Origin of the sequence: Metabacillus sediminilitoris (genome assembly GCF_009720625.1) — a bacterium.
GTDB classification, from domain to species: domain Bacteria; phylum Bacillota; class Bacilli; order Bacillales; family Bacillaceae; genus Metabacillus; species Metabacillus sediminilitoris.
In genome coordinates, this window is the sequence record NZ_CP046266.1 from 650,611 (window position 1) to 667,330 (window position 16,720).

Consider the following 16,720-nt stretch of genomic DNA (forward strand, 5'->3'; position numbering starts at 1 on the left):
AGGGAAAATAAGCGGTTACAGCTTACTGTTTCCTAGACGTGCTCACTCATTTATAATAATAAAAAGCTTAACAAATTGGAGGTTCATCATTGTTAAAAACGAGCATTCGCAATAAGCTTATTGTTCTCTTATTAGTTATTACAATCGTTCCATTTGGATCTTCCATCGTTATTACTTACTTATATACGAAAGAGTCGTTAAAGGATCAGTTCGTTGAAGAAAATGTGAATCTATTATATCAAGGGAAATTAAACCTAGAAGGCTATATAGGTGAATTAAAAAATTTGACGCTCTCATTTTATAATAACAATGATTTCATGAAATACCTGCGTAATCCTGTTAATGATGATGATTATTTCTCGAGAGAAACAGTTAAAAATGTTATTCTAACAATCCTTTATGCAGAGGGAAATATTAATAAAGTGAACATTGCGTTTTTGGAAGAAAATCGAAATGTGGCTGTTTCTAAAAAATCTGCTGTGATCTTTTCATCTTCAGTAAATAAATTTGAAAAGGAAAATTTCGAAAAGGCGAGGAATAGTCTTTATCGTTTCTATCTTGAGCCAATGCATATTCTGCAAGAGGAAACGAATATGGATTATAAACAGAAACCAAGGGATGTCTTCACTTTGCATCGTGCGTTAATCGACATACCTTCCAAGAATGTGCTAGGTTATATCTCTTTAGATATTGCACCTGACCAAATTCTAGACATCAGTGAAAAACTGTATGTGAAAGACAAAGAAGAATTCTATCTCATTAGTCCAGAAGGAGAGCTTATTTTTCGTTCTAATCGGGAAATTTCAGAGGATCAAGAATGGATATCTAGATTAGTAAATTCAACTGATAGGCAAGGAACACTAGAATGGAAAGACGAATCATTTGATGGGTTAGTGATCTATGATAAATTATCTGATTCTTCAGGTGGATGGATCATGGTTAAGCGAATTCCTTTTACATCTGTATTTGAAAGTGCCTTGAGTGTAGCAAAAATAAATATTTTATTCGGTGTAATAGGTTTATGTCTTGTTGTGATGGCTACATTTTTTGTGTCTTTTAAAATTACATCTCCGATTCGGGTTCTGCTGCAAAATATTAAGCAGGTTGAAAGTGGTAATATGAATGTTCAATTCGATTCTTTAGGAAATGATGAAATTGGCGTTCTTGGCGAGCGGTTTAAAGAGATGATTGGGAAGATCAACCATTTAATCAACAGGGAGTATAAGCTGGAGCTTGAAAACAAAACAAATCAATTAAAGGCCCTGCAATCGCAGCTCAATCCACACTTTTTATATAATGCTCTGCAATCAATTGGAACATTGGCTTTAAAGAAGAATGTTCCACAAGTTTATACTCTTGTTACACATCTATCAAAGATCATGAGATATGGAATGAATATCGATGAAGATATGGTCCCATTAACAAAAGAAATTGATTACATTAAGGCGTTTCTATTATTGCAGAAAGAGAGATTTGGTGAACAATTTGAGTATACAATTCAATTTGATCAGGAAGATGGAAAAATACTCATACCAAAAATGCTCCTGCAGCCGATTATCGAAAATTATTTTAAGCATGGTTTTGATGGCGGTAGTGAGTCAATTGGTCAATTATGTATACAAGGAAAAAGAGAAGAAGATCATCTTATTATCACGATTCTTGACAATGGGAAGGGGATCAGTGAACATCGGCTAATTGAAATTTATCAGTCCTTTTTGCAGGAAAAACAAAAAATGAAACATGAACGACCAAGTATAGGTTTAAAAAATATATATTTACGTTTAAAACTTTACTTTGGCGAGAAAGCTGCATTTCAAATTCAAAATCATGAAAATGGGGGAGTTCTTGTCACGATTAAATTGCCAATCGAAACAGGAGGTGGACTAAGTGAAAGCGATTATTATAGATGATGAGAAACACGTTAGAGAGGGGTTAATGTTATTAGCAGAATGGGACCGCTTTGGTATTGAAGAGGTTTTTGAAGCGAAAGACGGGGAGGAAGCGAAAGAAATTATTTTGAAGCATCGTCCTGAAATTATTTTTACAGACATGAATATGCCAAAAATTGATGGAATTAATCTTTTAAAATGGCTGCATGCTTCTGAGATTGATAGCAAAACAATTGTCGTAAGCGGCTATGATGATTTTCAATATATGAGAAATGCGATTACGTATGGAAGTTTTGATTATATTTTAAAACCGATTGAACCCGATATCCTGAATGAAACATTAGATAGAGCAATAAAGGAATGGAAGAAGCAAGCTTTAAAGCGAGAGTCGACAATCGAAAATACAAGAGTCATAAATGAAGTTAAACCATTATATTGGGATCATGTATTTACAAAATTGCTTACGAATAAATCGATTCCTTCTGATGCAAGCATGAAAATCCAAAAGGAATTTGGTATCAATCTTACAGAAGTAGAGTACACATTCTCTTTACTTTCAATTTCATCTATCATTTCAAAGAATTTCGATGGTGACCGGGACTTAGCCTTTTTTACGATCTTAAATATATGTAATGAAATGATACGACGAAAACAAAGTGGAGTATGTTTTAGAAATATTGACAAAGAAAATGAACTTGTAATGATTTTTTGGGATGTAAAAAATACGCATGTCTTAGTTGAATTAATTCACGATACGATTTATAAATTCTGTAATATAAAAATAACGCTTGCAGTTGGAAAACCCTCACATCACTTATATGAAGCATATCAATCTGCCCTGCAAACAATGCTAAAATATAATTTAATAGAGGCGACTAAAAAGAAGATGGTTTCATATCTAGACATTTCTGCTAGTCCAATTCTTCATATTTTAGATTATACACAGGAAATTACATGGGCCTTACAAAGCGGAAGTAATGAGCAGATGGATGAGGTCTTAAACCGAATTTTCCTTACCCTTCAATCAAACCATATTCTTTCATTTGAACAAATACAAGGATGGGAAAATCAATTCGTGCTCTTAAGGAATAATTGGCTGAAGGAATATGAGATTAACGAGCAGATTTCCTTTTATAATGGAAATGATTATTGGGATAAAGACGGTTCTTTTTCTTTTACGAGATTCCAAGAGGAGAAGAGGAAGGAATTTCATGAGTTAATCCATTATTTAAATCAGGTTAAATACCAAAAATATAAAAATAGTATCCAAGAAATTGAATTATTTATAAGGAAAAACTATGAAAAAGATATAACGTTACAGGATATTGCTGATCGATTTTATTTAAGTCGAGAATATATTTCAAGGAAGTTTAAACAGGAATATCATGAAACGATCACAAATTATTTAACAAAAATCCGTATTGAAAAAGCCAAAGAATTGCTTGAAAATCCTCATTTGAAAATATATGAGGTTTCATTTAAAGTTGGGTATCAAAATGAAAAATATTTCAGCAAAGTATTTAAAAAGATGGTTGGGCTGACACCGAATGAATACAGATTATCCGTCATGACAAAATGAATAGGGCATGTTAGTAGAGGGTGACTCATCATAAGTCATCCTTTATTAATGGAATAAATAAAAAACCACTTCTCTATTTACTGATGAGAATCGGTTAGTGGATCACTTTGATATGTTTGTGGTGACATCATAAGAGCAATTTTATAAGTTGCTTTAAATACTGTGTTCTTGATGATCATGATTATTTCACTCTTCTAATATGTTTATTCGATTTTTTTTGAACACTTTTAGACATTCGTGCGTAAGCATCTACATACATTTCATATTCTTCTTTTAGTAAATTTACTAGTTTTTTCATATTGGTTATCCCCTTTCAATTGTCTACTATTATTATGGAATGAAAGTCATTTTTTTACAAAGTTATTGGAATCGGTAACATTTCAAAGAAAACGGGAACACCCCCCTTTTTCTTACTATTTTGCCAAATTCCTTTGACTTTCAAACTTTAGTCATATGTTGTGTAAAAAGAATTAAAAAAACCCCTTGATTTATAACTATATAGGTAATATACTTAGAAAGTGAATTTTGCGACTGTAATCGACAGCGTTCGACAAATAATTGAAAATAATTGTTGATTTATGTTTGCCAAATTGTTAAAATATATTACATGTTCAAGCGGGTGTAGTTTAGTGGTAAAACCTCAGCCTTCCAAGCTGATGATGAGGGTTCGATTCCCTTCACCCGCTCCATACATAAAAATCGTGTACAACGCAGTGTTTCGTTTCTTGGAAAACGAAGTATTGCGTTTTTTATTTTTATGAGAAAAGCGCAAGCGCCTTGCTCAGCTCCGCCAAGTATAAGACGCTCCAAAATAGAAGGCGTATTTTGCCTTCAATAAGGAGCGTCTTATGACTCGAGGCAGTCATAAATGAAGACCCAAAATCGTCGAGAGAGGTAGAAAAAAGGTCTTCATACGAGAGATGAAGGCCCAAAATCGTCGAGAGAGCTAGAAAAAGGTCTTCATACGAGAGATGAAGACCCAAAATCGTCGAGAGAGGTAGAAAAAAGGTCTTCATACGAGAGATGAAGACCTAAAATCGTCGAGAGAGCTAGAAAAAAGGTCTTCATACGAGAGATGAAGGCCCAAAATCGTCGAGAGAGCTAGAAAAAGGTCTTCATACGGGAGATGAAGACCCAAAATCGTCGAGAGAGGTAGAAAAAAGGTCTTCATACGAGAGATGAAGGCCCAAAATCGTTGAGAGAGGTAGAAAAAGGTCTTTATACGAGAGATGAAGGCCCAAAATCGTCGAGAGAGGTAGAAAAAGGTCTTCATACGAGAGATGAAGGCCCAAAATCGTCGAGAGAGGTAGAAAAAGGTCTTCAATAAAAGTGCGACGGCCCTTATCTATTGACTGCACTTGCACGTCCTATGCTTCGGAGTTAGGCGCTGGAGCTAGACACTAAAACTAATTAAAAACAAAAAAAGTAGAAGCTCTACAGCATCTACTTAAACAATCATATATTTTGCATTGCCGCCATGTATTTGTGTAAACATGTTTGATAATGCTTGTAATAATTGGATTGACTCTTCATTCTTTTGAGATGGCTGTAAATAAATGAGATGCAGAGCTTCCGTTGTATTAGTAGAAACAGCTGTTCTTTTTGAATCAACGAACGGACTTCCAAAAGGTCCTTGTTGATCTGCTGAATGGATCTTATGATGCAGTGATACTTCACGCTCATTTATGGCTACATAAGAGTCATGATCCATACCAATTTTAATTTTAACATCACCAATTACATGTTTTACATCGTAAATTCCTAAAGGAATTTGATATTGAAGAGACAAGAAATTGTTCATATCGACTGCTGAGTTTACAGTATGAAGAAACTGCTGCTTTTGGACGCGTCGATATAACGCTTCATTTGATGGACGATAACGGCTTGGATCTGTACCAACTGTTTTAAATAATGTTCTCCATTCATTTATTGCTGGAATCTCTGTCACTTTTTTATCAGCATAGTCAAAGTAAAGAGATTCTTGAAATAATCGTAATCGACCTTTTAGCATTTGCGGGGAATCAGCAACGACAATATCTTGATAGTGAACAACACCGATTTTAAAATCTGGAATGATCTGCTTTAATTCATCACAAATTTGAATTTCCATAATTTAAACCTCCAAATGGTAGTGCAATTATTTTACCATAGTGTGAGGGACAAATCGTTAGATCCGGTTTATTCATCGATTGATAAACCATGTACATGTACAGGCATTTTTAACTATCGAAGGGAGGGAAAGCAATGAATATTGAACAGTTTAAGCAAGAAGTGATTGCTTATAGTAAGGAGATCGGTATTGATAAGATCGGCTTTACAAGTGCAAATATGTTTGAGGAGCTCAAGCAACGTCTGATTAAGCAGCAGGAACTCGGCTATCAATCTGGTTTTGAGGAGTCTGACATTGAGAAAAGGGTCACGCCAATAAAGCTTTTGCCAAAAGCTAGTTCAATTATTTCCATTGCGCTTGCTTACCCTTCTAAGATGAAAGATGCTCCGAGAAGTACGAGAGAAGACCGCCGTGGCATATTCTGCCGTGCTTCTTGGGGACAGGATTATCATACAGTCCTTCGCGATCGTTTAAGTAAATTGGAGGCATTTTTAAAAGAAAAGGTGCCTGATATCCAAGTGAAATCGATGGTTGATACAGGAGAGCTTTCAGACAGGGCGGTAGCAGAGCGAGCCGGCATCGGCTGGAGCGGTAAAAACTGTGCCATTATTACACCTGAATTCGGATCATATGTTTATTTAGGAGAAATGATTACAAATTTCCCGTTTCCTCCAGATACACCAATGGAGGATCAGTGTGGGAGCTGTAGAAAATGCTTAGATGTTTGTCCGACTGGTGCACTCGTACAAGGCGGGCAGCTTGATTCGTCAAAATGTATTGCATTTTTAACGCAAACAAAAGGATTTTTACCTGATGAATATAGAACAAAGATTGGAAATCGTATTTATGGGTGTGATACATGTCAAACGGTTTGTCCTGTCAATAAAGGAAAGGACTTTCATTTTCATAAGGAAATGGAGACAGATCCTGAAATCGCAAAGCCTAAGTTAAAACCACTTTTAACAATAAGTAACAGAGAATTTAAAGAGAAATATGGGCACATATCTGGTTCGTGGAGAGGAAAAAAACCGATTCAACGTAATGCCATTTTAGCACTGGCCCACTTTAAAGACACCACGGCATTGCCAGACTTAATAAAAGTAATGCATCAAGATCCAAGACCAGTCATTCGCGGTACAGCTGCATGGGCAATTGGAAAAATTGGTGAAAAAGACGTAGAGAAAGAGTTAACGAAGGCTTACGATCTTGAAAAAGATGAAAATGTAAAAGCTGAAATTACTAAGGGTCTTGCTTTATTGAATAATTAACGGTAAAAAAAGCTGACAACATTTACATGTTGTCAGCCATTTTTTATATAGGAAGCTTCTTTTTATCAACTTCGAGGAATAATCGATCAAATTTAATTCGATAAAAATTACAATAATAGAAAGTTCATCACTCTGCCTGATGAACTGTACAGCTTATAAGTCATTACTTTCCTTCTTTTAATAAATCTCGAATTTCCTTTAATAACTCTTCTTTCGTATCTACAGCAGGTACTGCGGCTTCTTCCTTTCTCTTAAAACGATTGAAGAAACGAACGACAAAAAAGATTGAAATGGCGATGATGAGAAAATCGATAATCGTTTGAATGAATACTCCATATTTTATCTCATCTTCTCCTACAGTTATCGATAAATGGCTGAAATTGATTCCTCCCATAAGTAGTCCAACGATCGGCATAATGATATCTTGAACAAGGGAAGTGACAATTTTACCGAAGGCTGCTCCAATAATAACTGCTACCGCTAAATCCAATACATTCCCTTTTAAGGCAAACTTTTTAAACTCTTGTAACATATATACCACCTCTTCTTAGATAAGTTCTTTATTAGTATAAAGATATTTGTGAGTGAGGACAAATCGAAAGATCCCTATGTAAAATATTTTAGCGACATTTCTGTCCTGCTTATACATACCTTGTAATAAAAAGGGATGGTGGTGAAGTTGTTGAAGCAAATTCTTTCTGAGTGGAATGAAATGAAGCTGGATATGCTTATTAATAAGAAGAAAGTAAGGGATCAAAGAAATGATTATGATTTACAAGTACTCGAACGAAAACAACAATTAAGTGAAAGAAGAAAGACTGAGATTGTTAAGGGGAGCGCAAAGGTAAAAATTATAAAAGTGGAAGAAGTATCACATGATTTAAAGGATGCTTTGTATACATGTCACTTCAAATGGTTAAACAAACAACAAGATTCCTTTTATCTCGAGGAACGTATTGAACAACGAAAGGCACGCTTTTATCGAGATGAAATCGTAGATGACCATCTTATTGAAAAAAACAGCAATGATTATGTTCCTGCTATTGAACTTGAAGAAGCAAGAAGCAAGGAGTCCTTCACATATGATCGCCTTGCAGCTGTACAATATGCTGAACGTTGGTGGAATAGTCCAAATCCTGCCTATATAAACTTTGAAGTAAATTGTACGAATTTTATCTCACAATGCCTTCACGCGGGTGGAGCTTCAATGAGAGGATATCCAAATCGATCATCAGGCTGGTGGATGCAGCACAATAATTGGAGCTATAGCTGGTCTGTTGCGAACTCAATGAGAATTTTTTTAACAAATTCTAAAGCTGGACTAAGAGCTGAAAAAGTAGAGTCTGCTGAGCAATTAATGCCAGGGGATGTTATTTGCTATGATTTTCAGGGAGATGGGCGCTATGATCACACAACATTTGTTGTGGCCAAGGACCAAGAAAATATGCCATTAGTGAATGCCCAAACGTATAATAGCCGGATGCGATATTGGTCATATGAGGATTCTACAGCTTACACACCAAACATAAAGTATATGTTTTTCCGAATCATTGATGATACGAGTTCAAAATAATAATGGTATAATATCTAATAGTAAAATAAGGCAAAGCTTCACTAAGCTCCCTTTTAGAAATTGATGAGGTGAAAACATTGGCTTTACATGTAGTTTTATATCAACCAGAGATTCCTGCCAACACAGGAAATATTGCACGTTCATGTGCAGCAACTAATACAACTCTTCATTTAATCCGTCCATTAGGCTTCTCAACGGATGATAAAATGTTAAAACGAGCTGGATTAGACTATTGGGAATTTGTTCATGTTGTCTATCATGATTCATTAGATGAATTATTTGAAGCACACAAAGATGCAGAATTTTTCTTTTTAACAAAATTCGGTAAGCAACCACACACAACATTTGATTATAGTGATGTAGAAAAAGATTATTTCTTTGTGTTTGGACGCGAGACAACTGGACTGCCTAAGGATGTTATTGAGGCGAATATGGATAAATGCTTACGTTTGCCAATGACAGAAAATGTGCGTTCATTGAATCTTTCCAATACTGCAGCCATTTTAATTTATGAAGCGCTAAGACAACAAGATTATCCTGGATTAAAATAATAAATACCACTTGGATAGCCGGTTTGGCTAAAGAGGGGAAAAAGTAAATAATAATGTGTTTGGAGGAGCAATCGAAATTGATTTGCACCTCCTTTTTTAAACTTCCGCATTCACTCATTAAAAAAGTAAATATAACTTCGAAAATAACATTCTCTCCAATCTTGATCTTTCCTTTTTTACACATAAAAATACACCCCACATGTAATATAGGATACCTATACAACATAAGAGGTGCTTTTCTTTTGTCCCATTCTTGGGTTTAGAGCATTTTTTTAATTACCTTAGGTTGATCGCTTCTGTTTACTTTTTTACGCCTGGTTTGCTTTCATATCCAGCAGTAAAAATTGCTGTTAAGAACGCTAAGCTAACACCTATAACTAAGATTGTGTTCATTTTTATGCCTCCTAAAAATCATTCACTACTTTAAGTATATGGATAGCTTTCCCTTTTCAAACTAGTTTCATTATAACGTAATCAATAGTTGATGTGAATGTGTAAGCCCTTTTTTTATAAAATTTATCTACTTTTCTAGATGGTTGTATGAACCTTTTTTTTGCATCTAAGAAGAATGTTAAAGGACATCCTCGCATAAAGTGTATTAATCTGCATGAGATATTAAGCGAGACGAACGACCAAGATGAAGGAGGTCCTTATGGATATCTTAAAGAAAATTGAAAAGTACAGGGAAGATGAACAGCGCTTAAAGTGGGAAGGAACCTTCGTAGAGTATTTGGATATAGTTAAGGAAAAGCCTTGGGTTGCACAATCGGCTCATTCCAGGGTTTACAATATGATTAAAGATGGTGGGATCGAAGAAGTTGATGGCAAACGAAAATATAAGTTCTTTGATCACCAGCTGTATGGTTTAGAAGATGCTCTTGAACGGTTAGTTGAAGAATATTTTCATCCTGCTGCAAAACGATTAGATGTTCGAAAACGGATTCTATTATTAATGGGTCCGGTAAGTGGAGGTAAATCTACACTTGTAACAATGCTTAAAAGAGGATTAGAAGCCTACTCTTTAACAGATAGAGGTGCAGTTTACGCGATTAAAGGATGCCCGATGCATGAAGATCCTTTGCACCTTATTCCACATCATCTAAGAGGAGATTTTTATGATGAATATGGTATCCGTATCGAAGGGAATCTTTCTCCGTTAAATGTTATGCGCTTAGAGGAGGAATATGGTGGAAGAATTGAAGATGTAAGGGTTGAACGTGTCTTCCTGTCAGAAGATAAGCGTACAGGGATTGGAACATTCAGTCCGTCTGATCCGAAATCACAGGATATTGCAGATTTAACTGGCAGCATTGATTTTTCAACGATTGCAGAATATGGGTCTGAATCTGATCCTCGTGCATATCGTTTTGACGGTGAATTAAACAAAGCAAACCGAGGAATGATGGAATTCCAAGAGATGCTAAAATGTGACGAGAAATTTTTATGGCATTTACTTTCTTTAACTCAAGAAGGGAATTTTAAAGCAGGTCGTTTTGCTTTAATCTCGGCAGATGAATTGATTGTCGCACATACAAATGAAACAGAATATCGTTCGTTTATTTCTAATAAAAAGAATGAAGCTCTCCATTCCCGTATTATTGTCATGCCTGTTCCTTATAACTTAAAAGTAACGGAAGAGGAACGAATTTATGAAAAAATGATCAAAGAAAGTGATGTATCAGATGTTCACATTGCGCCACACACATTAAAGGTAGCTGCGATGTTTACAATCTTAACTCGTTTAAAAGAACCGAAGCGAGGAGATATTGATCTCGTCAAGAAAATGAGATTATATGATGGAGAAAGTGTTGAAGGCTTTAATTCGGTGGATGTTAATGAACTCCGTAAGGAATATAATGATGAAGGGATGTCCGGTATAGACCCGCGTTATGTCATAAACCGTATCTCCTCAACAATTATTCGTAAAGAAATACCATCAATTAATGCACTTGATGTTTTACGTGCTCTTAAAGAAGGACTTGATCAACATGCCTCTATTTCAAATGAGGATCGAGAAAAATATTTAAATTTCATATCTGTAGCACGTAAACTTTATGATGATATGGCGAAAAAAGAAGTGCAAAAAGCGTTTGTCTACTCTTATGAAGAATCAGCTAAGACACTAATGGATAATTATTTAGACAATGTTGAAGCATATTGCAATAAAAATAAGCTTCGTGATCCATTAACAGGTGAAGAAATGAATCCTGATGAAAAGTTAATGAGATCAATTGAAGAACAAATAGGTATTTCTGAAAATGCGAAAAAAGCGTTTCGTGAAGAAATATTGATCCGAATTTCAGCCTTTGCCAGAAAAGGAAAGAGATTCGATTACAATTCCCATGAACGTTTACGTGAAGCAATCCAGAAGAAATTATTTGCCGATTTAAAAGATGTTGTAAAAATCACAACTTCATCTAAAACCCCTGATGAACAGCAGCTTAAGAAAATCAATGAAGTAGTAGCAAGATTAATCGATGAACACGGCTATAACTCAACATCAGCAAATGATCTACTGCGATATGTTGGAAGCTTATTAAATAGGTAAAGCGAGACTGCCATCAGTGGGGGCATTATCCACTGATGGCTAGCGAGACTTATCGGACATTTACGGGCAGTGACCAATCTTATTTTTTTCACTTAAAGAATCACGTAAACAAGAGGTGGAGAAAATACTGCCCGTTAATGTGGGGAAAAGCGAGACTGCCATCAGTGGGGGCATTATCCACTGATGGCTAGCGAGACTAATCGGACATTTACGGGCAGTTACTTATCTTATTTTTTCGCTTATAGAATAACGTAAACAAGGGGTGGAGAAAATACTGCCCGTTAATGTGGAGGAAAGCGGGGACTGCCATCAGTGTGGCATTATCCACTGATGGCTAGCGAGACTAATCGGACATTTACGGACAGTTACCTATCTAATTTTTCACTTATAGAATAACTTAAGACTAAGAGGTGGAGAAAATACTGCCCGTTGATGAGGGAGTAAAGTAAGTTTTGACATTTGTGGCTGACAACTAATTAATTGTCAGCTTTGTTTGTTTTCACCTATATTTATGTCTTTGGAAAAGAATGTTTCTTCTTTAGTAGGGACTTGTCTCATTTTAAAATGTCTACGCATATTTTCTAAATTTTTTGTCAATAAATCAAAGTTGCCGCATAGGATAGAGTAATCCATTTATATAGGAGACAAATTGGGCGTTAAAATGATTTATCCACGTTAATGTATGCGAAAAATTCATGTATTGTGACAATTTTTGAAAAATATTATTTATTGGAGGGGGAATTGTAAAATGTCAGGTCAAGAAGAACAAAATTTTGTTATCTCACAAGAAGATTGGACCCTCCATCGTAAAGGCCAAGATGATCAAATGCGCCATCAAGAAAAAGTTCAAGAAGCTATTCGCAACAACCTTCCAGACTTAATTACTGAAGAAAGCATCGTAATGTCAAATGGCAAGGACGTTGTGAAGATCCCTATTCGTTCACTGGACGAATACAGAATTCGTTATAACTATGATAAAAATAAGCATGTTGGCCAAGGAGATGGAGATAGCAAGGTAGGTGATGTTGTAGCAAGAGATGGTTCACAAGCTGATGCAAAAGGACCTGGGAAGGGTCAAGGAGCAGGAGACCAAGCTGGAGAGGATTATTACGAGGCGGAAGTCTCGATTATTGAACTTGAAGCAGCACTATTTAAAGAACTGGAACTACCAAATTTAAAGCAAAAAGAACGAGACGAAATTGTTATTGAAAATATTGAATTTAATGATATTAGACGTACTGGATTAATGGGGAATATTGATAAGAAACGCACAATGCTATCTGCTTACAAACGCAATGCGATGTCTGGGAAAAATAGTTTTCACCCAATTTTTCCTGAAGATCTAAAATATAAAACTTGGAATGAAGTTGTAAAGCCTGAATCAAAGGCAGTCGTGATAGCCATGATGGATACAAGTGGTAGTATGGGCCTTTGGGAAAAATATATGGCGCGAAGCTTTTTCTTCTGGATGACAAGATTTCTTCGCACGAAATACGAGAAAGTTGAAATCGAATTTATTGCACATCATACTGAAGCAAAAATTGTCACTGAAGAGGATTTCTTTTCAAAAGGTGAAAGTGGTGGGACTATTTGTTCGTCAGCCTATCGCAAGGCACTTGAAGTCATCGAGGAAAAATATAATCCGACACGCTTTAATATCTACCCATTCCATTTTTCAGATGGTGATAATTTAACTTCTGACAATGCAAGATGTGTAAAACTAGTCGGTGAACTTATGAAGGTATCAAATATTTTTGGCTATGGTGAAGTCAATCAGTATAACCGACACTCAACCTTAATGTCCGCATATAAAAATATCAATGATGAGAATTTCCGCTACTATATCCTCAAACAAAAGACAGATGTTTTCCAAGCGATGAAAAGTTTCTTCAAAAAAGAAGAAGACGATAAGTTGTACGCGTAATAAATAATCTTAGCCCTTACCAAGTATTGGTGGGGTTTTTTATTAGGTAATTTTAAACACTAAGAAGGAGAATAAGCTTATCGTACTGGGTATGCTAAAACGTAATTGCTCGATCCGGAGGTTGGTGTTATTGGCAATTGAAATATTCATTCTAATCGTTCTTATCATCGTCAATGCATTTTTTGCTGCATCAGAGATTGCATTGATTTCATTAAATGATAATAAAGTAAAACTCCTGGCTGAAAGTGGAGATAAAAAAGCAAAATTGCTGCATAGTCTCTTATCTGAACCAAGCCGCTTTCTTGCTACTATTCAAATTGGTATTACATTAGCTGGATTCTTAGCAAGTGCGTTTGCTGCCGAAAGCTTTGCCGGAAGATTAGCTGAATTGTTGTATGAATGGGGAGTTCCTGTTTCCAAAGAAGTTCTCGGGACAATATCCGTTATTGTGATAACCCTTGTTCTTTCTTACTTTACTTTGGTTTTAGGTGAGCTTGTACCAAAGCGGCTTGCATTGCAAAAGGCAGAACCAATTTCAAACTTTGCGGTTTTACCTCTGACGTTTCTATCCAAAATTTCATCTCCTTTTGTAAAATTATTAACGATCTCAATGAACTTTATTGTCAGACTATTCGGTGTTGATCCAGATGCTGAAGATGAAAATGTAACAGAAGAAGAAATTAGGATGATGGTTGATGTCGGGAAGGAAAGAGGTACAATTCAGGAAGCAGAAAAAGTAATGATCAATAATATTTTTGAATTGGATAATAAAACAGTATCTGATATTATGACACATCGGACAAATATCATTGCAATCCCACTTAACTATGGCTTAATAGAAACAGTACGATTAGTGAATGTCGAAAAATACACAAGATTTCCTGTGTATGAAGGTGATATAGATCATATTGTTGGAATCCTGCATGTAAAAGATTTAATACAATTTATAGAAAACTGTGAAGAAAATAATTTTCACTTAAAGGAATTGCTTAGAGATCCATATTTTGTTTTGGAATCTAAACGAATAGATGAATTGTTTAAACAGATGCAAATGTATAATATTCATATGGCGATTGCGATTGATGAATACGGTGGAACAGATGGAGTCGTAACAATTGAGGATGTCATTGAAGAAATTGTTGGAAATATTTTCGACGAGTATGATGATCGTGAAATAGATGACGAAGAGATTACCATGCTTGATCAACATACGTATTTGATACCTGGAACAACAAATTTATATGTTGTTGAAGATTTATTAAAGATCGAGTTCCCATCAGAGGATTATGATACGATAAGTGGCTTTGTTATTGGACAGTTAGGATATATTCCTAATGAGATTGAAAAACCTGAAATTGAATTTGAAAACATTCGCTTTTCTGTTGAAGAAATGGATGATAAACGAATTTTGCAATTAAGAGTAAAAGTACTAGAAAAGAAAGAGTCTGATGGAATAGAGTAAATCAAAAAACAATACATGCCTATTTGATTTTTAATCAAAATAGGCTTTTTTCATTATTGAAAAGGTGAATTTCAGAACAAGGGTGTACTTGATTTGTTTCTATCTTTTTTCCAATTAAAGAAAAGGCAACAAAGATTAAAATAAAATGATAAAATACTTCTAATTACTTTGTACATGTAGTTATTTGATCTAAAGACTTTTCCCGCTTTGAGATGGATAATATAAAGATATTTGTACATTCATTAAATCTATTGGAGGGATAGCGTTGAAGGCTGGGGAACTTTGCAGAACGATCATTGTAGACGATGAAATATTAATTAGACAAGGAATTAAGCATTATATAAATTGGGAGCAAGAAGGTTTTCAAATTGTAGGCGAAGCATCAAATGGTCAAGAAGCACTGGAATTAATTGAATTAACAAGCCCGCATATTATTCTCACAGATATTGTCATGCCAATCATGGATGGGGAAGAATTAACGAGAATTGTAAAAACGAAATATCCTCATATTGAAATCATTATACTAAGTAGTTTTGGAGAGTTTGACTATGTTCGCTCTACCTTTCAAAGTGGTGCTGTTGATTATATATTAAAGCCGAAGCTTAATGCTCAGGGGCTGTTAAAAGTATTAAGAACTGCAGCAAGTAGAATTCCTTCAATACAATTGGTTAATAAGGAGTTAGAAAACACTTTAACTGTTGGACAAATCATTGAAAAGCTCATATCAGGTTATGATGCAGACGATCATTCAGAGTTAATTTTGAAAGCCTTCCCAAATAGATATTTCTGTTTATTAGGGGTTGATTATAAGCGTCATCCTTCTAAAGGAAACGTAGAATATGTAGCTAATATAAACAAGAATATCACAAAAGCAATCGAGAAAAACTTAGATCATGTTGTCCACTATTCTTTTACTGCTGAACAAAGTGTAAATGTCTTCCTTATTAATATAAATAAAGATCAAATTCCGCTAGTCATTGATCTTGCCAATCAAATTTCAGATTCGGAGCCTTACATTGGATTTGTACTTAGTGAAGAATTCACGGATTTTTCCAAAGTAGGAATGGTCTACAAAGAAAGTTTAAAAAAATTGCTGCAATACCTTTATTATTTGCCAAATCAACAAATATTGACCCAACAAGCTTTGCCAAAGGATTCTCCTAAATGTTCCCCTTTTAATTTGGATCGATTTACGAATGAATTTATGCATAAACGTTTTGATTCTGCATTTAGTTATTTAGTGGATCATGTTACTGAATTATCAGGGTGTTTTACGACAGATATTTTTGAATATAAATCTTTTTTTGGAAACATTATTTTTAATATCACCATTCTTCTTAGTAACTTAGGTTATGAAGTAAAAGAATTAGAAGATGCTAGGTATATCTATTTTAATTCTATTGAGGAATCTAGTACTGCTGATGAAGCAGTCAAACTATTAAACCTTTTTATAGAAGAGTCAAAAAAATGTATTTTATCTAACCGCAGCCATTTAGACAATTCGAATATAAAGATGATCCTGCAATATATTGATGAACATTTTGCAGAACCGCTCAGCCTTACAGGTGTTGCAAAGCATTTTCATTTTAATCCTTCTTATTTATCAAATTACTTTGCTACTCATAATAATGAAGGGTTCATTGAATATTTAAATAAAATCCGCATCGAAGAAGCTTCTAAATTACTAATTAATGACACAATAACAATCTCTAAAATAAGCGAGATTGTTGGATATTCTGATCACAGTTATTTTTGTAAAGTTTTTAAGAAAATAAAGGGGTTGTCCCCTAGTCAATATAGAAGAAAAAATATATGA

At 34.8% G+C, this 16,720-nt stretch carries 11 protein-coding genes and 1 tRNA gene; 10 read left to right on the forward strand and 2 right to left on the reverse strand.

The annotated features are described in order from the left end of the window. The first annotated feature begins 89 nt into the window (after positions 1–89). The 3 genes from GMB29_RS03445 (at position 90) to GMB29_RS03455 (ending at position 4,157) form a co-directional block, all read left to right on the forward strand. Positions 90–1,910 carry a sensor histidine kinase gene (locus GMB29_RS03445; protein ID WP_136353425.1) on the forward strand — a complete coding sequence of 607 codons (1,821 nt, stop codon included), beginning with the start codon at positions 90–92 and terminating at the stop codon, positions 1,908–1,910. Beyond that, entirely contained in the window at positions 1,888–3,468 is a 1,581-nt protein-coding gene (locus GMB29_RS03450) for a response regulator transcription factor (protein ID WP_136353427.1), read from the forward strand. Before GMB29_RS03445 ends, GMB29_RS03450 begins: the two co-directional genes overlap by 23 nt. A gap of 615 nt (positions 3,469–4,083) precedes the next feature. After that, a tRNA-Gly gene (locus tag GMB29_RS03455) sits at positions 4,084–4,157 on the forward strand. Between the two features lie 758 nt (positions 4,158–4,915). Here the strand turns inward: GMB29_RS03455 and GMB29_RS03460 are convergent. Continuing rightward, positions 4,916–5,578, reverse strand: coding sequence for a B3/B4 domain-containing protein (locus GMB29_RS03460; protein WP_136353429.1), 663 nt, complete (start codon positions 5,576–5,578; stop codon positions 4,916–4,918). A 134-nt stretch (positions 5,579–5,712) separates the two neighbouring features. Between GMB29_RS03460 and queG the strand changes: the two genes are divergently transcribed. After that, positions 5,713–6,846, forward strand: coding sequence for a tRNA epoxyqueuosine(34) reductase QueG (gene queG / locus GMB29_RS03465; protein WP_136353431.1), 1,134 nt, complete (start codon positions 5,713–5,715; stop codon positions 6,844–6,846). Positions 6,847–7,009: 163 nt separating this feature from the next. Here queG and mscL read toward each other — a convergent pair whose 3' ends face one another. Beyond that, on the reverse strand, positions 7,010–7,378 hold the full coding sequence (mscL, locus tag GMB29_RS03470) for a large-conductance mechanosensitive channel protein MscL (protein WP_136353433.1): 369 nt from the start codon (positions 7,376–7,378) through the stop codon (positions 7,010–7,012). A gap of 135 nt (positions 7,379–7,513) precedes the next feature. Here mscL and GMB29_RS03475 point away from each other — a divergent pair, with 135 nt between their 5' ends. The 6 genes from GMB29_RS03475 to GMB29_RS03500 all read left to right on the forward strand — a co-directional run bounded on the left by GMB29_RS03475 (position 7,514) and on the right by GMB29_RS03500 (position 16,720). Next, positions 7,514–8,419 (forward strand): amidase domain-containing protein, encoded by a 906-nt coding sequence (locus GMB29_RS03475; RefSeq protein ID WP_136353435.1) that lies wholly within the window; start codon positions 7,514–7,516, stop codon positions 8,417–8,419. 68 nt (positions 8,420–8,487) lie between these two features. Further along, positions 8,488–8,970 (forward strand): tRNA (uridine(34)/cytosine(34)/5-carboxymethylaminomethyluridine(34)-2'-O)-methyltransferase TrmL, encoded by a 483-nt coding sequence (trmL, locus tag GMB29_RS03480; RefSeq protein WP_136353437.1) that lies wholly within the window; start codon positions 8,488–8,490, stop codon positions 8,968–8,970. Between the two features lie 652 nt (positions 8,971–9,622). After that, positions 9,623–11,518 carry a PrkA family serine protein kinase gene (locus GMB29_RS03485; protein WP_136353439.1) on the forward strand — a complete coding sequence of 632 codons (1,896 nt, stop codon included), beginning with the start codon at positions 9,623–9,625 and terminating at the stop codon, positions 11,516–11,518. A 748-nt stretch (positions 11,519–12,266) separates the two neighbouring features. Further along, positions 12,267–13,442, forward strand: coding sequence for a sporulation protein YhbH (gene yhbH, locus GMB29_RS03490; RefSeq protein WP_136353441.1), 1,176 nt, complete (start codon positions 12,267–12,269; stop codon positions 13,440–13,442). A 130-nt stretch (positions 13,443–13,572) separates the two neighbouring features. Continuing rightward, positions 13,573–14,904, forward strand: a complete 1,332-nt coding sequence (locus tag GMB29_RS03495) for a hemolysin family protein (protein WP_196305220.1) — start codon at positions 13,573–13,575, stop codon at positions 14,902–14,904. Between the two features lie 265 nt (positions 14,905–15,169). Then, complete coding sequence (locus GMB29_RS03500; protein WP_136353445.1) at positions 15,170–16,720, forward strand: response regulator transcription factor; 1,551 nt, start codon at positions 15,170–15,172, stop codon at positions 16,718–16,720.